Source organism: Arthrobacter sp. NPDC056493 (assembly GCF_042795115.1).
GTDB lineage: Bacteria > Actinomycetota > Actinomycetes > Actinomycetales > Micrococcaceae > Arthrobacter.
The window spans coordinates 95,371-114,429 of sequence record NZ_JBHTSL010000006.1 but is presented as its reverse complement, the minus strand read 5'-3'; the positions used below and the strand labels follow the sequence as shown (position 1 = coordinate 114,429).

General features: G+C 67.7%; 17 protein-coding genes. 13 read left to right on the top strand and 4 right to left on the bottom strand.

Going from position 1 to position 19,059, the window contains the following annotated elements; genetic code table 11:
• Position 1: 1 nt before the first annotated feature.
• From ACFQ50_RS04450 to ACFQ50_RS04440, 3 genes are all read right to left on the bottom strand, one after another.
• A complete protein-coding gene (locus ACFQ50_RS04450; RefSeq protein ID WP_377994303.1) occupies positions 2 to 1,693 on the bottom strand; it encodes an FAD-dependent oxidoreductase in 1,692 nt (563 codons plus the stop codon).
• A gap of 71 nt (positions 1,694 to 1,764) precedes the next feature.
• Positions 1,765 to 2,526 carry an SDR family NAD(P)-dependent oxidoreductase gene (locus tag ACFQ50_RS04445; protein ID WP_377994302.1) on the bottom strand — a complete coding sequence of 254 codons (762 nt, stop codon included), beginning with the start codon at positions 2,524 to 2,526 and terminating at the stop codon, positions 1,765 to 1,767.
• Positions 2,527 to 2,645: 119 nt separating this feature from the next.
• Positions 2,646 to 3,431, bottom strand: coding sequence for an IclR family transcriptional regulator (locus ACFQ50_RS04440; RefSeq protein WP_377994301.1), 786 nt, complete (start codon positions 3,429 to 3,431; stop codon positions 2,646 to 2,648).
• Between the two features lie 134 nt (positions 3,432 to 3,565).
• Between ACFQ50_RS04440 and ACFQ50_RS04435 the strand changes: the two genes are divergently transcribed.
• From ACFQ50_RS04435 to ACFQ50_RS04415, 5 genes are all read left to right on the top strand, one after another.
• A complete protein-coding gene (locus ACFQ50_RS04435; RefSeq protein ID WP_377994300.1) occupies positions 3,566 to 5,326 on the top strand; it encodes an FAD-dependent oxidoreductase in 1,761 nt (586 codons plus the stop codon).
• Between the two features lie 20 nt (positions 5,327 to 5,346).
• Positions 5,347 to 6,132, top strand: a complete 786-nt coding sequence (locus ACFQ50_RS04430; RefSeq protein WP_377994299.1) for an IclR family transcriptional regulator — start codon at positions 5,347 to 5,349, stop codon at positions 6,130 to 6,132.
• Positions 6,133 to 6,232: 100 nt separating this feature from the next.
• The gene (locus ACFQ50_RS04425; RefSeq protein WP_377994298.1) at positions 6,233 to 7,474 is read left to right on the top strand and encodes a cytochrome P450; all 1,242 of its coding nucleotides are present in this window, start codon (positions 6,233 to 6,235) and stop codon (positions 7,472 to 7,474) included.
• Positions 7,467 to 8,756, top strand: coding sequence for an NAD(P)/FAD-dependent oxidoreductase (locus tag ACFQ50_RS04420; protein WP_377994297.1), 1,290 nt, complete (start codon positions 7,467 to 7,469; stop codon positions 8,754 to 8,756). The genes ACFQ50_RS04425 and ACFQ50_RS04420 overlap by 8 nt, the downstream gene beginning before the upstream one ends.
• A gap of 10 nt (positions 8,757 to 8,766) precedes the next feature.
• The gene (locus ACFQ50_RS04415) at positions 8,767 to 9,105 is read left to right on the top strand and encodes a 2Fe-2S iron-sulfur cluster-binding protein (RefSeq protein WP_377994296.1); all 339 of its coding nucleotides are present in this window, start codon (positions 8,767 to 8,769) and stop codon (positions 9,103 to 9,105) included.
• A 94-nt stretch (positions 9,106 to 9,199) separates the two neighbouring features.
• Here ACFQ50_RS04415 and ACFQ50_RS04410 read toward each other — a convergent pair whose 3' ends face one another.
• Positions 9,200 to 9,871, bottom strand: coding sequence for an acVLRF1 family peptidyl-tRNA hydrolase (locus tag ACFQ50_RS04410; RefSeq protein WP_377994295.1), 672 nt, complete (start codon positions 9,869 to 9,871; stop codon positions 9,200 to 9,202).
• Positions 9,872 to 9,933: 62 nt separating this feature from the next.
• Here ACFQ50_RS04410 and ACFQ50_RS04405 point away from each other — a divergent pair, with 62 nt between their 5' ends.
• From ACFQ50_RS04405 to ACFQ50_RS04370, 8 genes are all read left to right on the top strand, one after another.
• Positions 9,934 to 11,463, top strand: coding sequence for a replication-associated recombination protein A (locus ACFQ50_RS04405; protein WP_377994294.1), 1,530 nt, complete (start codon positions 9,934 to 9,936; stop codon positions 11,461 to 11,463).
• A gap of 171 nt (positions 11,464 to 11,634) precedes the next feature.
• The gene (gene rpsD / locus ACFQ50_RS04400) at positions 11,635 to 12,261 is read left to right on the top strand and encodes a 30S ribosomal protein S4 (RefSeq protein WP_215049997.1); all 627 of its coding nucleotides are present in this window, start codon (positions 11,635 to 11,637) and stop codon (positions 12,259 to 12,261) included.
• Between the two features lie 185 nt (positions 12,262 to 12,446).
• Positions 12,447 to 12,821, top strand: a complete 375-nt coding sequence (locus tag ACFQ50_RS04395; protein ID WP_003800727.1) for a DUF948 domain-containing protein — start codon at positions 12,447 to 12,449, stop codon at positions 12,819 to 12,821.
• A 19-nt stretch (positions 12,822 to 12,840) separates the two neighbouring features.
• Positions 12,841 to 13,071, top strand: coding sequence for a DUF6167 family protein (locus tag ACFQ50_RS04390; RefSeq protein ID WP_377994293.1), 231 nt, complete (start codon positions 12,841 to 12,843; stop codon positions 13,069 to 13,071).
• 106 nt (positions 13,072 to 13,177) lie between these two features.
• Positions 13,178 to 15,856, top strand: coding sequence for an alanine--tRNA ligase (alaS, locus tag ACFQ50_RS04385; protein WP_377994292.1), 2,679 nt, complete (start codon positions 13,178 to 13,180; stop codon positions 15,854 to 15,856).
• A gap of 6 nt (positions 15,857 to 15,862) precedes the next feature.
• Positions 15,863 to 16,462, top strand: a complete 600-nt coding sequence (gene ruvX / locus ACFQ50_RS04380; RefSeq protein ID WP_377994291.1) for a Holliday junction resolvase RuvX — start codon at positions 15,863 to 15,865, stop codon at positions 16,460 to 16,462.
• Complete coding sequence (mltG, locus tag ACFQ50_RS04375) at positions 16,459 to 18,177, top strand: endolytic transglycosylase MltG (RefSeq protein ID WP_377994290.1); 1,719 nt, start codon at positions 16,459 to 16,461, stop codon at positions 18,175 to 18,177. Before ruvX ends, mltG begins: the two co-directional genes overlap by 4 nt.
• Positions 18,174 to 19,034 carry a shikimate dehydrogenase gene (locus tag ACFQ50_RS04370; protein WP_377994289.1) on the top strand — a complete coding sequence of 287 codons (861 nt, stop codon included), beginning with the start codon at positions 18,174 to 18,176 and terminating at the stop codon, positions 19,032 to 19,034. Before mltG ends, ACFQ50_RS04370 begins: the two co-directional genes overlap by 4 nt.
• Positions 19,035 to 19,059 lie beyond the last annotated feature (25 nt).

Here is a 19,059-nt window from a genome sequence, read left to right as displayed (position 1 = left end):
CTCAGGCACCGGCCTCCACAAGCTCGGCCACCGGTGACGGCGCGGCAGGAACATAGGCCGGGACATAGGCCGGGGACTGGCCGGCGAGGGTCCGGCCGGCGAGGTAGCCCATGGTCATGATGGGCCCGAGGGTGGCACCGGCGCCGGGGTAGCCGGCTGCGTAGGCGTTTTCGGTGGTGTTGCCGGCGGCGAACAGTCCCGGGATGGGGCGGTTGTCGACGTCCAGCACGCGGGCTGAGCCGTCGGTGGCCACGCCGCCGTTGGTGCCGAAGGCGCCGTTCACCACCTCCAGCGCGTAGAACGGGCCGGACTCGAGCGGACCCAGCGAGGGGTTCGGCCACGGGCAGTCGGCGTCGCCCCAGTACTTGTCATAGGCGCTTTCGCCGCGGCCGAAGTCGGGGTCCTCGCCCGTGACCGCGAATTCGTTGAAGCGGGCCACGGTGGCTTCCAGGTTCTCTGCAGGAACGTTGATCTTCGCGGCGAGTTCAGCCAGTGTGGGCGCCTCGATCAGGTAGTCCGGCGTCGGCTGGCCTGCGCGGTGGGCCAGGATGCCGTAGCGCTGCAGGTAGCCGCGGTCCACGATCACGTGCGCCGGGGTGTTCAGCGTGCGGTTGGCGGCGGAGTCCCAGGACTGCAGGCTGCGGGCGAGGTCGTTGTAGTTCTGGGACTCGTTGGCGAAGCGGCGGCCGTGGCGGTTCACCATAATGGATCCCGGGCCCTGCCGTTCGAACCGGAGCAGGGTACCCACCGGCTGGCCGTCGCGGGTGTCGCCGGTGACGGACATCGGCGCCCACCAGGCCTCGCGCGTGCCGCGGGTCTGGCCGCCGATGCGCTGTGACATCCGCAGCCCGTCGCCGGTGTTCGAGGGCGGCGAACACATCGTGTACAGCCGGGAAGCGAGCATCGAGTCGGCCAGTGCCTTGTCCCATTCGAAGCCGCCGGTCGCCAGCACCACGCCGTCGCGGGCATGGAATGTCTCGCCGGTTTCGAGTTCGACGCCGGTCACCCGGCCGGCGTCGGTGAGCAGGCGGTGCCCGCGTGCTCCGGTGACGAGCGCCGCCCCGTCGCGGACCACGCTGGCGAGCAGCATGGAGACGAGGGCCTGGCCCTTGGCCACCAGGCCTGCGTCCTGGCGGCGGGCAAGGTCCTCCCAGGGGAACTTGGTGAAGGCACCCCACTCCTCGTATTCCTGCATGGTGAAGGGCGCGCGGCCGTCGCTGCGCACGTGCTCCCGGAGGCCGCCCAGGGCCTCGACGCTGTTGAACAGCTCTGGCTCCACCGTGCGGCCGCCTGTCACGGCGCCGGGCAGGTCCTGCCGGTAGTCGGGGAAGTTGTCCAGGAAGATGAAGCGCACGCCGCACTCCGCCTCGACGAAGCGGAGCATCTGGTCGCCGTAGTTCAGGGCAGCATCCAGCAGTTCCTCCCGGCCCCTGCCGCGGGCGACGGCCCGGACATACTCCGCGGCCGCTGCCTTGGAATCGGTGATCCCGGCCTTCCGTGCGTGGTGGTTGTCCGCCACCCACAGCATGCCACCGGACACGGCCGACGTGCCGCCCAGGAGGTCACTCTTTTCGAGGACGACGACGGACTTGCCGGCGCGGGCGGCGGTGGCCGCCGCGGTGAGCGCTCCCGCACCGGAGCCGACGACGACGACGTCGTAGCTGTCCGCGAAGGTGCCGTTGACAAATTTCATGTGGTGTTGCCTTTCAAAAGGAAGATGATGGGTGCTGCTGCTGTTGGCGGCTGCGTCAGGGGGGCGCGGCGTCAGACAGCCGTGTAGCCGCCGTCGATGACCAGCTCGGAACCCGTGGTGAAGCGCGACTCGTCCGAGGCCAGGTAGAGCACGCCGTAGGCGATCTCGTCCGGTTCGCCCTGGCGCGGCAGCGGGTTGGAGCCCACGAGCTGCTTGTAGTAGGCCTCGGGGCCGATGTCCGACTGCTCGGCTGAGCGGCGGCTCATCCTGGTGTTCATCGATCCGGGGTGGATGGAGTTGACGCGGATGCCGTAGCCGCCGTACGCCGCGGCGTCCGACTTGCTCAGGAGCCGCACGGCGCCCTTGGTTGCGTGGTAGAGCGGAACGTTCCGGCCGCCGGTGAGGCCGTGGATGGAGGAAAAGTTGACGATGCTGCCGGTGCCCTTCTCGATCATGCCGGGGACCACGTGCTTGGTCATCAGCCATACGCCCTTGACGTTGACGTTGAAGATCGTGTCGAAGTCGGCAGTCGAGGCGGTATGGGACGCTCCTGCCGGGCCGATGATGCCGGCGGCGTTGACGAGAATATCGGGCGTGCCCAGTTCGTCGCGGACCCGGCGGATGGCGTCGGCGACGCTGGCCTCACTGGTGACGTCGACGTCGTACTCATTGATGTTTTGGTGGGCGGTGGCGGCGGGGATGCCGGCGACGTCCAGGCTGGCGACCTTTGCGCCGTGTGCGGCAAGGAGGGCGGCGGTGGCGCTGCCCAGGTCTCCGCGGCCTCCGGTGACAATGGCGGTCTTTCCGGCCACTCGTTTCTGGATGGGATTCATGTGGTGCTCCTCGTGATCCTGCAGCCTCGTCGCTGCTTCCCAGTCAGCGTTGCAGGGGACCTGCGAGCGGAACCACACGATTACCGATGAACGGCAAAAGCTGCTTTCAGTGGCTTTGGTCAGTGACTCTGGCGAAGAGTGCCCTTCAGCTCGCCCCGCCAGCCCAGGGCGCGGGAGATCCCGCGCGCCGCGGCCATCAGGACCGGCACCCGGGCAGGTGCGTTCTCCTCGTTGCGCGGCACCACCACGCTGAGCGCGGCCCGGACGGTGTTGTCGGCGCCGAACACCGGCACGGCGATGCCGCTGGACTCCGGCACGATCACCCCGGGCATGGCAGCGAAGCCGCGCTGCCGGATCTCGGCCAGGTGGCGCCGGAGCGCAGCCGGCTCGGTCAGCGTGGTCTCGGTGAACTTCGTGAGCGGCCGCGCCAGGAAAGCGTCCTGGTACGCGGCGGGGGAGTGTGCCAGCAACACCAGGCCCGAGGACGTGGCATGGACCGGCAGCCTGCCGGCGATCTTGGTGATGTCCACGATGGTCCTGTCCGAGCCGAGCCGCTCGATGTACAGGACCTCGTCCGAATCGAGGATGCCCAGCGTGGTGGAGTGCTGCACCACCGCCTGGACGTCCTCCATGAACGGCAGGGCCGCTTCCCGCAGGCCCAGCATCTTGGAGCCGCGGGAAGCCAGTTCCCACAGGCGCGTGCCGATATGGATGTCCCCGCCGGGCTCGCGTTCCAGCAGCCGTTCGAGCAGCAGGTCGTTGACCAGCCGGTACGTGGTGGTCACCGGCAGGCCGGTGCGCCGCCCCAGCTCGGCGACGCTCATGGCGGCGTGCCGGTCATCGAAGGCGCTGACGATCCTCACGAAACGGCCGATGATCGACTCGCCGGATGCGGAGTTGGCCACTGTTCCTCCTGTCGATTCCCGCTCAATGGTAATCCTCCTCCCGCCCGGCCGTGCTCCCGGCTCTACTGGGGGTTTGTCAGTCAACGCCCCCCGCCGCAACGTCAGTGGCAGGCGGGCAGAACGGAGCAGGAACCATGACAGAAACCGCTAAGACGGCGGTCTGTGACGTCCTCGTCATCGGATCGGGCGTGGCCGGGATGGCCTCAGCATTGAAGGCCGCTGCGCAGGGATTGAGCGTGATCGTGGCGGAAAAGGAACAGTACTTCGGTGGAACCACGGCTATTTCCGCGGGCTGGGCCTGGGTCCCCGGCAACAAGCACGGCGTGGCACAGGGCGACACCCGCGAGGACGCCGAGACCTACCTGAAGAACCTGGCCCCTGAAACGTTCAACGAGGCAGGAGTCAGGCACTTCCTGGACACTGTGCCCGAGGCCATCTCCTTCTTCGAAAACGAAACGGACGTGAAGTTCACCTACCCGGAGAAGGCCCCGGACTACCAGATGGACCTGCCCGGGGCGAGGCTGTCCGGGCGGGCGATCCTGCCGCGGGACGTGGACGCACGCGTGCTCGGCGACAAGCGGCTCCTGATGCAGCCGTACATGAGCTCCTACACAGTCTTCGGCTACATGCCGCAGGTGGGGCCGGACATCAACGAGTTCTTCCACGTGAACCAGTCGGTCAGGTCCTTCGTCTATGTCGCGAAGAAACTGCTGCGCACGTGGACCGATGCCGCCCGCTACAAACGTCCGGTCCTGCGCTCCAACGGCAACGCCCTGATGACCCGCATGGTCAAGAGTGCCGACGGCCTGGGTGTCCGGCTGTGGAAGTCCTCACCGGCGCTGGCCCTCACCAGGGACGACGACGGTACCGTCACCGGTGCGGTCATCGGCGGAGAGCACGCGGTGACCGTCACGGCGCGAGCCGGTGTCATCCTCGCCGCCGGCGGATTCTCCGGCAACAAAGAACTGCGGCAGCAATACTTCCCGCACGACGCCGACGGAGACGACCACTTCACGCCCACCGTGGGCCACGGGGGAGACGGCGCAACGCTGGCCATGGGCGCCGGCGGATACATCGACGATTCCGTGTTCAGCGTCGGCTCCTGGGCTCCGGTGACGGTGTTCAGGTACCTCAACGGCGAACAGCGGCTGTTTCCGCACCTGCGGGCGATCGGCCTGCCCGGGCTGATCGCTATCGACCGCCACGGAAACCGCTTCGGCAACGAGGCCCTGAGCTACCACGACTTCGGCGGCGCCATGATCGAGCACAACAAGGACGAGGGCAGGACCTTCGGCTACGTAATCGGTGACGCCAAGACGATGCACAAATACGGCATCGGCTACGCCAAGCCCTGGCCGATGCCCCGCGGGTACTTTTACCGGACCGGGTATCTGGTCAGAGGGAACACCCTTGCTGAGCTGGCCGGGAAGCTCGGCGTCGATGCAGCGGGCCTGGAAGCCACCGTCGCCGAATTCAACCCGGCTGCCGAGCGCGGCGAGGACCCGGCGTTCGGCCGCGGCTCAACCCTCTACAACAACTTCCGCGGCGACATGGACCACAAGCCGAACCCCAACCTCGCGCCGGTGGGCAAGGGCCCCTACTACGCGGCGAAGATCCAGATGGGCGACCTGGGCACCTTCGCCGGCGTCAGGGTCAACGAACACTCCGAGGTGGTCACGGCGCAGGGCTCGGCGGTCCCCGGGCTGCTTGCCGTTGGCGCCGCGGCCGTGAGCGTGTTCGGCGGCGGCTACCCGGGCTACGGGTCCCACATCGGGCCCGCTTTGGTGTTCGGCTACCGGGCCGGACGGGACATCGCGAGGCTCGCCGCGGAGCGGAACGCGGCGCGGATCGGGACACAGACCGCGGCGCGCCCGGCCAGCGCAGCGGCCCGCTAGGCGCCGGGCCGGAGACCGCCGTGGCCAACTCTTCCTCAGGGGAATCCGTCATCAGCCGCGTGGTGCGGCTCATGAGTGCCTTCGACCGGAACCTGCCGGCCATGACTCTCTCCGGCCTTGCCCGCCGCGCCGGCCTCCCGCTGACCACGGCACACCGGCTCGTCGATGACCTGGTCCTCCACGGCCTGATTGAGCGGCTGCCGGACGGGAACCTGTGCTCCGGGATGCGGATGTGGGAACTCGCTGCCCGGGGTTCGCGTGCCCTGAACCTTCGCGAGCTGGCGCTGCCGTTCATGGAGGACGTCCAGGCTGCCGTCCACCAGCACACCACCCTGGCCGTGCTGGACCACGGGACCGTGCTGTACGTGGAACGGCTCTCGTCGCCGCATTCCAGCCTGGACGCGGCCCACATTGCCCAGCGGATGCCGATCCACGCGGCGTCGTCCGGCCTGGTGCTGCTGGCCTTCTCCCCGCCGGCGCTCCAGGCCGGGGTACTCTCGAAGCCGTTAGCGCCCGTGACCTCCGAGACCATCACCGACCCTGCCCTCATCCGGAGGCACCTGGCGGATATCAGGCAGCGCGGCCACGTGGCTCTGCCCGGCATTGGTGTCACGGAATGGACGGGCATCGCCGTGCCCGTCTTCGGGCCGGGCAACACGGTCGCTGCGGCGCTCAACGCCATCGTGCCGCGGCAGGACGCGGCGGTTCCGGTGATCGTCCCCGCCCTGCTGACCGCTGCGCACGGGATCTCCCGCGCGCTGAAATCCGCCGCTCCAGAAGACGCGGCAGACTTTCGCAACCGATGAACGGAAGACCCGTGGGGGCGGGTGCGGCGGATCCCGCACTGTGGAGTGAGAGGCGGATCACATCGGAATGCGCCGAAGCCAACCCGAAAGAAGGACGATGATGTCTTGCCCACTGACAGAAACTCTTCCCCCGTATTCGCACGAACTTGACTGGCCCACGGGCATGGCGCCCTTCAAGGTGGTCGACGACGGGACCCAGGGTGATCCCTACCGCCACTACCAGTGGATGCGGGAAAACGCTCCGGTGCTCCGTGCCCATTCACCCGTGTCCGATGTCTGGTTCATCTCCCGGTACGACGACGTCCGCCGGGCCATGCGGGCACCGAAAGTCTTCTCCTCGCAGGTTGTGGACCCGGTCCCGCTGACGTTCCTGACGCTGTTCGACGCCCCCAACCACACAAGGCTCCGCCAAGTGGTGGCGCAGGCCTTCACCCCCAAGGCCATCGCGCGCTTTGAGGACCGGGTGCGGGAGAACGCGGAAAAGTACCTGGCGCCCATGCTCGCCGCTGGCGGCGGGGACGCCGTGGATGACTACGCCATCCCGCTGAGCATGTCCACCATCAGCGCCCTGCTGGACGTTCCTGCCGAGGACTTCGAGAAGATGAAGTTTTGGTCCGATGAGACCTTCAGCTACTTCGGCCGGCTGGCCCGCAACGCCCAGGGCACGGGCACCGACGAGCAGAGCACCTTCGAGTTCTTCGCCTACCTCAAAGCCACCATGGAGCGCCTGTACCGCGAGGAGAGCGACTCCGTTGGGGGGCACATCGCCCGGATGTGGAAGGCAGGCCAGCTCAGCGAGAAGGAAGCCAAGGAGCTCTGCGCTTTCGTCTTCGTCGCCGGCCATGACACCACCACCATCCTGCTGGCCAACGCGTTCCGGGTCTTCAGCGAGCAGCCGGAGCTGCTGGAGAGGATCCGCCGGAACCCGGACGACGCGAACCTCTTCGTCGAGGAACTGGCCCGCTACCGCGGCACCGTCCAGCGGGCCAGTCGGATCACCACGGCGGAGGTGGAGGTTGCCGGCGTGACGATTCCTGCCGGCGCCATTGTCCGACTGCTCCCCGCCGCAGCGAACCGGGACAGCAGCAAGTACCCCGACGGCGAGCGCTTCGACATCGACCGCAACACCGACGGCCACCTGGGCTTCGGGCACGGGGTCCACAGCTGCCTCGGTGCGCCCCTTGCGAGGCTAGAGGTCCTGGTGACAGTGAGGCTCCTCGCGGAAAAGCTGGGGTCGCTCACGCTGGATCCGGCCAAACCCATCGAGTACGTGCGCGGCAACAACCTGACCAACTCGGGCCCGGAGCGCCTCCACGTGAGGCTGGAGCAGGCCGATGCATAACGATGAATGGAGCACCGAGACCACAGACCCGGTGGTCATCGTCGGCTCGGGTCACTCCGGCGTCGCTGTCGCCGCCGGGCTCCGTACCCGCGGCTGGGAAGGCGGCATTCTGCTCATCGAGGGGGAGAGCGGACTGCCCTACGAACGGCCGCCGCTTTCCAAGGAACTCCTGAAGGACGGCGCCCCCAACGAGTCATCCGTGCTCCGCAAGGACAAGTTCTATGCGGACAAGGGCATCGTCAGGCTCGCCGGCGTCTCTGCGGAGTCCATCGACAGGGGCGCCCGGACAGTGCTGCTTTCCGACGGGACGCGGCAGGCCTACCACCGGCTTGTCATCGCCACGGGTTCACGGGCGCGGCCCCTCACGGTGCCGGGTGCCGGTCTTCCCGGCGTCAGATCCCTGCGGACCCGGGATGACGCGCTCGAACTCAAGCGGCTGCTGGTCCCGGGAGCCCGGGTGGCCATCATCGGCGCCGGATACATCGGACTGGAAGTGGCCGCAGCCGCGGCCGCGACGGGCTGTGAGGTGACAGTGCTCGAATTCCAGGACCGCGTGATGAGCCGGGTAACCTCAGCCCACGTATCGCACCACTTCGAACAGCTCCACGGGCGGCACGGGGTCCGGTTCGTCTTCGGCGCCGCGGTCACGTCGATCGACGGCGGACAACGGGCCGAACGCGTGACCGTCGCCGACGGCACCGTCTTTCCTGCCGACGTCGTCCTCGCCGGCATCGGCGTCCTGCCCAACCAGGAGCTGGCTGCGGACGCCGGCCTCGACTGCCGGGACGGCATCCTCGTGGACGGCGACGGCCGGACCTCCGATCCTGCGATCTACGCCAGCGGCGACGTCACACGGTTCACCAGTCCCATCGACGGCGCCAGCCAGCGGCTCGAGTGCATCCAGAACGCACTGGCACAGGCAGACCGGGTGGCGGCGCACGTCACCGGCCAGGCGGCCGCTGAACCGGAAATTCCCTGGTTCTGGACCGTCCAGCACGGTGTCAGGCTGCAGACCGCAGGCGTCCGTCATCCCGCGGATCAGGTGATCGTCCGCGGCGAACCCTCCATCGGAAAATTCTCGGTGGTCTACCTCCGCGACGGCCGGCTGGCCGCCGTCGACACCATCGCCAACCTGGCCGATTTCCGCACGGCCAAACGGCTGATCGCCGAAGGGGCCCGGATCGACCCGCGACTGGCCGCTGACTCCGACATCCCTCTCGCCGAAGCCGTTTCCGGCACCCCCAAGCACTCCGACGCTGACCTCGCAGCAGCCCGATCCTAAGGAACCTGACATGACCAACACCAGCATGACCAGCAACACACTGACCGTCGTCGACCGCGAAGGCGCCACCCATGACCTTGAATGGGAGCCGGACCAGAGCATGATGGAGGCCCTGCGGGACAACGACCTGCCCGTGCTGGCATCGTGCGGCGGCACCGCCTCCTGTGCCACCTGCCATGTGTTCCTGGCGCAGGAGGTCTTCGACACCCTGGCGGAACGCAGCGAGGACGAACTCGAGCTGCTCGCGGAGGCCGAGGGCTACCGGGAATGCGGCTCGCGGCTCTCCTGCCAGGTGGGATTCAGCCGGGACCTCAACGGGGTCACGGTGACGCTGGCACCCGAGGAGTAGGCCGCGCCGCTCCGTTTCGACGGTTCCGTGCCCACTCGACGTTCCGCAACGTCTTGTGGGCAGGGAACCATCGAATCGGCGGCCGGCAGCTGCACTAAGTGGGCGGGTCCGTCACCGTCACCCGTACCGCGCAGGCGTCCGCCGCGGCCTTCTTCAGGACAGCCGCCCGCGGATCGGGAACATCGAGGTAGGCCAGGCGCGGCAGCCCTGCCCAGGGCTTCAGGGCGGGCAGTGCCAGGACTTCGTCGGCCAGGGCGCGGTCGCCGCCCGGGAGGATGTACTCGAAGGCCTGGCCGGCAAACACGAGCCGCGCCTGCTCCGCCACCGCCTCCACCATCGCGTCTGCCTGGTTGGCGCGGCGGCGGGCGAACCGCTGCTGCGACTGGCCGCCGGCGGCGGTGCGGGACTGCACGTATTTGGAACCCGTCTTGGCGGCGAGGACGATCCCCTCGCTAACGACGGCCACACCGTATCCTCCTCGGCGGATCAGGAGCAGGCCCACCCTGCGCGGCTGGGACGCCAGCGAAGCCAGCCGTTCCACGAGGCCGCCTCCCCGCCCGGGCCGGCCGTCGTCGGGCCACGGCGCCACCAGCAGGGCGGTGGCGCCGTCCGCGGCGGCCAGCCGCACGCCGTCGTCGTGATCCTCGTATTCAAGGTCACCGTGGCCGGCAGCGAACCGTTCAGCCCAGCCGGCCAGCCGCTGGCCGGGAACGAACGCCGTCCTGGTGGACGCCGCACGTCCCTGCGTCGGACCGCTGCCTGGCATTGCGTCCTTCCCTGCTTTCGTGGCCGGATTTTTCGTCTTGAATCTAGAAGTAGCCTATCTATGTGGATGATCTCTTTGGTTCGGCGGCACAGGACAGCGACGACGGGAACGACGGCGACGCCTCTGATTCCGGGCAGTCGCGGTCAGCGCAGGCCCGTTCTACGCAGCCGCGCAGCCCGCTGGCCGTCCGGATGCGTCCCCGCACGCTGGACGAGGTGGTGGGGCAGCAGCACCTGCTGGGCCAGGGATCCCCGCTGCGGCAGCTGGCGGCAGGTGCCGACGCCGCCGGTCCGGCCGGCCCCAGCTCACTGATCCTCTGGGGGCCGCCGGGCACCGGGAAAACCACCCTGGCCCACGTCATCGCACGCGGGCCGGGGCGCAAGTTCGTGGAGCTCTCCGCCATCACCTCCGGGGTCAAGGACGTCCGCCGCGTCATGGACGACGCCCTGACCGCGCGTGACCTGTACAAGACCACCACCGTCCTCTTCCTCGACGAGATCCACCGCTTCAACAAGGCACAGCAGGACGCCCTGCTGCCCGGCGTCGAAAAGGGCTGGGTGGTTCTGGTGGCGGCAACCACGGAAAATCCGTCGTTTTCGGTGGTCTCGCCGCTGCTGTCCCGCTCCCTGCTCCTGACGCTCAAGCCGCTCACCGACGCGGACGTCGAGGGCCTGCTGGTGCGGGCCGTCAAGGATCCCCGCGGGCTCAACGGCAACGTCCGGCTCAGCGACGAGGCCCTGGAACACCTCGTGCGGCTGTCCGGCGGCGACGCCCGCCGTGCGCTGACGGCGCTGGAAGCCGCCGCCGGCGTCGCGTTCGGTGACGCGGACGACGTCGAAAGTTCCGGTGCGCCGCAGGGTGACACTGAGGCGGAGGGTGACACTGACGCGGAGGGTGACACTGACGCGGACGGCACAGTTGATAAGGGCGCAGGCCAGACCGTCACCACTGACCCGGTCACCGTAGGGCTGCGGCACACCGAGCGTGCCCTGGACGCCGCAGCCGTCCGCTACGACCGCGCCGGCGACCAGCACTACGACGTGGCCAGCGCGTTCATCAAGTCCATCCGGGGGTCCGACGTGGACGCGGCACTGCACTACCTCGCACGGATGCTGGAGGCGGGGGAGGACCCGCGCTTCGTGGCCCGGCGCATCGTGATTTCGGCCGCGGAGGACGTGGGCATGGCGGATCCGACGGCGCTGCAGACCGCGGTGGCCGCGGCGCAGGCCGTGCAGCTCATCGGAATGCCGGAGGGCCGCATCGTGCTCGCCGAAGCCGTGGTCCACCTGGCCACGGCGCCCAAGTCGAATGCGGCGTACATGGGCATCAACAAGGCCGTCGCGGATGTGCGGGCGGGGCTGGGCAACGGGATCCCCGCGCACCTGCGCGACTCGCACTATCCCGGGTCCAAGCAGCTGGGCCACGGAGTGGGCTACAAGTACGCCCACGATGCCCCGCACTCGGTGGCCGCCCAGCAGTATCCGCCGGACGACCTCGTGGGCCGTGACTACTACGAGCCCACCGCCAACGGCGCGGAGCGGGACATTGCCGTCCGGCTCGAACGGCTGCGGAAGATCGTCCGGGGGAAGTGACCGCCGTGGTAGGATGGATGTTTGTCTGGCAAGGCACGGACGCACAATCCACCGAATTCTAGTTCGACGGAGCTGTGCCCTGTGCCCAGTAGCAAAAGGCAGCGGTTGGCCGATGCTCTCCATGATGGAGGCCAGTAACACTGACACGCCGCAGATATTGGAAGGACACAAGTGGCTAACAACACTCGTGCTCGCCGTCAGGCCCGCCTCTCGCGGTCCCTCGGCATCGCTCTGACTCCCAAGGCCGCCAAGTACATGGAGCGCCGCCCGTACGGCCCCGGTGAGCATGGCCGCGCCCGCAAGAAGCAGGACTCCGACTACGCCGTACGTCTGCGCGAAAAGCAGCGTCTGCGCGCCCAGTACGGCATCCGCGAAGCCCAGATGACCCGTGCCTTCGAAGAAGCACGCCGCACCAAGGGCCTGACCGGTGAAAACCTCATCGAACTGCTCGAAATGCGCCTCGACGCCCTCGTGCTGCGTGCCGGCTTCGCCCGCACCATCGCACAGGCCCGCCAGCTGGTTGTGCACCGCCACATCCTGGTTGACGGCATCCGCGTTGACCGCCCGTCCTTCCGCGTCGGCGAGGGCCAGCTGGTCCACGTTCACAGCCGCAGCGAAACCATGCCTCCGTTCCAGGTTGCAGCAGCCGGCGCGCACCGCGACGTCCTGCCCCAGGTTCCGGCCTACCTGGACGTCAAGCTGGACGCCCTGCAGGCCCGCCTGGTTCGCCGCCCGAAGCGCTCCGAGGTCCCCGTGACCTGCGAAGAGCAGCTCGTCGTCGAATTCTACGCACGCTAAATTCCGGCAGCGTATCCAAAGAAGCCCGTGGCAAGCGCCGCGGGCTTCTTTGTATGTAAGGTACTGAGCTTTAGGTAAGGTACTGGGCTTTGTATGTAAGGTACTGGGGGGACATTTGCGGCTGCAGCACGTCGGCCGCCGCACGCCCGGTACAGTTCCACGGAGTTTCAAGGAGATGAACGTCTATGTCTGGTGGCGATATTGCCGGCCTGATCGCGGCCGGGGTATTTGCGCTCCTGGTCCTGTTGCTGGCTGTGCCCATTCTCAAGCTGGGGCGGGTGTTCGACGAAGTGCGGACATCCATCCGCTCCATCAGTGACGGCGCCACCCCGCTCATGGACGAGGTCACCGCAACGGTCTCCACCACCAACCAGCAGCTCAAGAAAGTGGACGGCATCGCCTCCAACGTTTCGGATGCCTCGGCCAACATCTCGGCGCTGTCCTCCCTCGTGGCCGCCACTGTAGGTTCGCCCCTGATTAAGGTGGCCGCGTTCAGCTACGGCGTCCGTTCCGCGTTCGCCACCCGCAAGAAGCCCGCCACCGGCCGCCGCAGCCGCTAAGCCCACCCGGAGAACTGATATGAAACGACTTGTCTGGATGGGAATCGGCGTGGCCATTGGGGTCATCGCCTTCCGCAAGGTCACCGAGGCGCGGTCAGCGCTGGGACCCGAAGGCCTGAACCGGGCCGTGGGCCGGCTCGCCGACGGCGTGTACGACTTCGCCGACGCCGTCCGCGCCGGCATGCGTGAACGGGAAACGGACCTGCGCAGCGCGCTGGGTGTCGAATCCCAGGACGTCGTCCGCCGCTAAACGCGCGAGAATTAAAACCTGCAGTGCCCACAAACGCCGGGACTGCCTCTGAATCAAACCGTCACGCGCCAGCATGCGTGAACCAAGAAGGGTAAGTAATCAGCTCATGAAGTCGCAGGAGATCACAAAGCGCTGGGTGGATTTTTTCGTCAGCAAAGGCCACACGGCGGTTCCCTCCGCATCGCTGGTCTCAAGCGACCCCTCCCTGCTGTTCACGGTTGCCGGCATGGTTCCGTTCATCCCGTACCTGACCGCGCGCGAGGAACCGCCCTACACCCGGGCCACCAGCGTCCAGAAGTGCATCCGCACCGGTGATATCGAGGAAGTGGGCAAGACCGCCCGGCACGGCACCTTCTTCCAGATGTGCGGCAACTTCTCCTTCGGGGACTACTTCAAGGAAGACGCCATCAAGTTCGCGTGGGAGCTGCTCACCACGGGCGTTGACGACGGCGGGTACGGACTTCCGCCGGAGCTGCTGTGGGTGACGGTCTACGAAGAGGACGACGAAGCCGAGGAACTCTGGCTCAAGAACACCGGAGTGCCCGCTGAACGCATCCAGCGCATGGGCAAGTCGGACAACTACTGGTCCACCGGCCAGCCCGGCCCGGCCGGCCCCTGCTCGGAGATCTACTACGACCGCGGCCCCGCCTATGGCGCCGAGGGCGGGCCCATCGCCGACGAGAACCGCTACGTGGAGATCTGGAACCTCGTGTTCATGCAGTACCAGATCGACAACGTCCGCTCGAAGGTCGAGTTCGACATTATGGGCGAACTGCCCAAGAAGAACATCGACACCGGCCTGGGCATGGAACGCCTTGCCATGATCCTGCAGGGTGTCGAGAACATGTACGAGACCGACCAGGTCCGCCCTGTGATCGACATGGCGTCCAAGCTGTCCGGCAAGGAATACACCTCCGCCGAGACCGAGGACGATCCGCACCACACCGATGACGTCCGCATGCGCGTGGTCGGTGACCACATCCGCTCGGCCCTGATGCTCATCGCCGACGGCGTCACGCCCTCCAACGAAGGCCGCGGCTACGTGCTGCGCCGCCTCATCCGCCGTGCAGTCCGCTCCATGCGCCTGCTCGGCGTGGAACAGGCCTGCCTGCCGGACCTGCTGCCCGCCTCGCGCGACGCCATGAAGGGCGTGTACCCCATCGTGGACACGGACTTCGACCGCATCAGCCGGATCGCCTACGCCGAAGAAAAGGCGTTCCTGCGCACCATCGCCTCCGGCACGGCCCGCCTCGAGGACGCCGTCAACGAATCCAAGGCCGCCGGCCGTCCCCTCTCGGGCGCCGACGCGTTCACCCTGCACGACACCTACGGCTTCCCGATCGACCTGACGCTCGAAATGGCCGAGGAAGCCGGGCTGAAGGTGGACGAGCCCGAGTTCCGCAAGCTCATGCTCGAACAGCGGCAGCGCGCCCAGGCGGACGCCAAGGGCAAGAAGGGCGGGCACGCCGACCTCTCCGCCTTCCAGGAACTGCTGGCAGAAGGCGAAACCATCTTCACCGGCTACACCGACCTCGAGGGCGAGTCCCGTGTCCGCGGCATCCTCAGCGGCGGCAGCAAGGTGTCCCAGGCAGCCACCGGCGACGAGATCGAACTGGTCCTCTCCGAGACCCCGTTCTACGCCGAGGCCGGCGGCCAGGCAGCCGACACCGGCCTGATCACCGGCGACGGCTTCGTCGTCGAGGTCCTGGACGTCCAGCGTCCGATCAAGGGCTTGAGCGTGCACAAGGCCATCGTCCGCGAAGGCGAGATCGCTTCCGACGCGCTGGTCCGCGCTGCGGTGGACCGCGAACGGCGCCACGCTGCCGAGCAGGCGCACACCGGAACGCACATCGTGCACGCCGCGCTGCACCAGATCCTCGGCCCGCAGGCCACCCAGCGCGGTTCGTTCAACAAGGCCGGCTACCTGCGCTTCGACTTCGCCTGGGGTGAAGGACTGAGCGCCGCCACGAAGTCCGAGATCGAGGAAGTCTCCAACCTCGCCATCCGGAACAACTTCCACGTGGACACCAAGGTCATGGGCCTCGCCGAGGCCAAGGCCCTCGGCGCCATGGCGCTGTTCGGCGAAAACTACGGCAGCGAAGTCCGGGTTGTGGAGATCGACGGCGCGTGGTCCCGCGAGCTGTGCGGCGGCACTCACGTGTCCAACACCTCCCTCATTGGCAGCCTGTCCCTGCTCGGCGAGCAGTCCGTCGGGTCGGGAAACCGCCGCGTCGAGGCGTTCGTCGGCATGGATGCCTTCCGGCACCTGGCCGCCGAACGGGCCCTGGTGACCGAACTCACCGAAATGCTCAAGGTGCCTTCGGGGCAGCTGGCTGACCGCATCTCCGCGACCCTCACCAAGCTGAAGGCCACCGAAAAGGAACTCGACCGGCTCCGCAAGGAACAGCTCGCCGCTGCCGCCGCCCAGCTCGCCGGAACCGCCGTGGACGCCGCCGGCGTCCGGGTCATCGCGCACGACGCCGGCCAGGTCAGCGGCGCCGACGACATCCGCGGTCTCGCCCTGGACCTCCGCAACCGGCTGGGATCCGAAGCCTCCACGGTTGCCGTGGCCGGCGTCAGCAATGACCGCCCGGTCATCCTGGTGGCCACCAACGAAGCCGCCCGTGAAGCCGGCGTGAAGGCCGGTGCCCTGGTCCGGCTCGCCGCCGGAATCCTCGGCGGCGGCGGTGGCGGCAAGGATGACGTGGCCCAGGGCGGCGGGACCGACGCCGCCAAGGTCGGCGCCGCGCTGACCGCCGTCGTCGATGCTGTCACCAGGCGCTAACCAGCCGTGACTTCTTCCGCTGAGCCGCACATCCACCCCCGGGGCATCAAACTGGGGGTGGACGTGGGGACTGTCCGCGTCGGCGTCGCCATTTGTGACCGGGACGAGATCCTCGCCACACCGCTGAAGACGCTGGACCGTAATGCCAAGAAGAATTCGGACGTCAGGGTCATTGCCGCCCTGGCGGCAGACCGGGGGGCCGTGCAGATTTTCGTGGGCCTGCCACGGACCATGAAGGGCGAGGAACACGCCTCAGCCCGCATGGCCACAGAGTACGCCCAGCTGCTCGCTGACGAACTGGACCGCACAGGTTCGGACGTCCCGGTGCACCTCGTTGACGAACGGCTCAGCACCGTCACGGCCCACCGCAACCTTCACGAAGCTGGCATGAGCAGCAAAAATCACCGTAAAGTGGTGGATCAGGTTGCGGCTGCAGGAATATTGCAGCACGCCATCGATATGCAAAAAGCCAGGGGAACGGATGTGGGGAGCCGTGTGCGCGCGCTTCCCCGTACGGGGCTGCCCGGACACGCCACCGCAGATACTGCTGAACGGCCTGACCCGGAAAAGGAAACACGATCTTCAGAGGATGGACAGCTACAGTGAGCCCGGTCAACAGTGACGACTCCTCCGGCGACGCCTTCGCGGACGCCGGACGGCCCCTGACACGCAAGGAGATCCGCGCCCGCGAGAAGGCCATCACCGCCGAGTCCGGCGATGCCGTGCCCGAGCAGGCCTACGAGTCCGGTGAGGAGATGCACGCTGGCGTCGGCGCCGCACAGCGGACCGGGTCATCGGCTGCGGCTTCCGGTCCTGACAGCCCCCGGACGGCGGCAACAGCCACACCTCCGGCCGACGTTCCGGCGGCCCAGCCGCTTCCGGCCGACGAGGTTCCCGACGCTCCGCCGGTTCCGCCAACCATCCACGACCCCGCCGAACACGCCGACGCAGCGGTGAACGAGCACGCTGTGCACGGAGACCCTGTGCATGGGGACCCTGCAGATATGGATACGGCGCCCGAGGTTCACGGCGCCCAGCCAGAGGACGCGCCGCACTTTGCGGAATTTGCGAACGGCCACCCGGAGGACATCCATCACGACGATGTCCACCCGGACATCCACCAGGATGGCCACCACTATGACGTGCACCATGGCGCAGTAAGTCACGAGACCTACGAGGACCATGAGCACTACGAGCAGCAGGCCGTGGGGCACCAGCTCCTGGCCGGCGCCGAAACGGCAGCCACGGTGGCACGGCCCTCCAAGAAGGTCCGGCGCCGGCGCCGCCTCGTGGCGCTCCTGCTGACCCTTGCGCTCTTCGTCACCGCAACCGTCGTCGGCGCCCAGTTCCTGAAGCCGCTGCTGGGGAACGACAAGCCGGCCGACTATCCCGGCCCCGGTACCGGCCAGGTCAAGGTATCGGTTGTTCCGGGTGAAGGTCCGGTGTCCGTCGCGGCCAAGCTCGAGGACGCGAAGGTCGTGGCCAACTCCGAAACCTTCATGGCAGCCCTGACCGCGTCCGGCGGCACCCTCAACCCGGGGGAGTACGAGTTCAAGCAGGAAATGAAGAACTCCGACGCCGTCTCCGTGCTCCTCAACGAGGGCCAGGCGAAGGTCATGTACTTCGCCCTCAGCGCGGGCCTGCGGATCGATGAATCGCTGCAGGCGATCTCGGAGGGCTCCGGGCTGTCGCTGGCCCAGCTGAAGGCACTCAGTGATTCGCCCCAGCAGTTCGGGCTTACGTCCAAGGCGAAGAACCTGGAAGGGTTCCTGTCCCCGGGTGAGTACCGCTTCCCGCTGGGATCCACCGCCAAGGAGATCCTCACCAAACTGGTCAAAGCCACCCAGGACGAACTGAAGGCACAGGGCGTCACGGATGCCGCCAAGCAGTACGACGTCGTGACCGTCGCCAGCATCGTGCAGGCAGAGGGCGGCCAGGCCGAGTACAAGGACGTGGCAGGCGCCATCTACAACCGCCTGAAACCCACCAACACGGAGACCAACGGCCTGATCCAGTCCGACGCCACCGTCACCTACGGCCTGGGCAAGAAGACCTTCCACATCGACGAGGCCGAAAAGGCCGACAAGTCCAACCCGTACAACACCTATGCCATCCAGGGGCTGCCCGCCGGGCCCATCGGTTCGCCCGGCAAGACCGCCATCGATGCCGCGGCGAAGCCCAACAAGAACGACTACCTGTACTGGGTGACCATCAACCTCGACACCAAGGAGACGAAGTTCTCCAAGACGCTGGCCGAGCACAACGGCTACGTCGAGCAGTACAACGCCTGGTGTGAGGCCAACCCGGGCCGTTGCGTATGAGCCTGCGGGCGGCCGTCCTGGGGCACCCCATCGGCCATTCGAAGTCACCGGCGCTGCACCTTGCCGCTTATGCGCGGCTCGGAGCGGACATTGGCTACACCGCCATCGACGTGACCGAGGAGTCACTTCCGGCGTTCATGGACTCGGTCCGTGCCGAGCCCGGCTGGCGGGGACTGTCCGTCACCATGCCGCTGAAGAAGGCCATGGTCAGCGAGGTGGACGAGGTCCGTGGCGTGGCCCGGGTCCTGGGCGTCATCAACACCGTGGTGTTCGAAGGCGCAGGGGAAGCCGCCCGGCGCGTCGGCTACAACACCGACGTTGCGGGGATCGTTAACGCCCTCCGCAACGCCGGCGCGGCCGACGGCTCCTCGGGCGTCATTCTCGGCGGCGGCGGAACCGCCGCCGCGGCAGTGGCAGCCCTGCAGGAGCTTGGTGCGATGTCCGTGGACCTGTACGTCCGGAACACTGCCCGGGCTGAAGAAGCCAGGGCCGCAGCCGGCGGACTCGGCATGGACATCACCGTCAATTCCCTCGATGGTGCGGTCGAAGCGATGGCCGGTGCCGGCGTCGTAATCTCCACACTGCCGCCCCGGGCGGCCGACGGAATGGCCGCAGAGCTGGCGGCCCTGGGACGGCGCACTGACGGCGTCCTGCTGGACGTTGCCTACGACCCCTGGCCCAGCAAAATCGCCGCCGCCTGGCACGCCGGCGGCGGAACAGTGGTCCCCGGCCTTGAAATGCTGCTCTACCAGGCGGTGGAGCAGGTCCGCCATTTCACCGGCCTGGCAGAGGCCGCAAGTGCCGAAGTCATAGATGTGATGTGCGACGCAGTCGGGGCACCCCGGCGGGTGTCCTGACCGCCAGACATGGCAGGATGGTTTT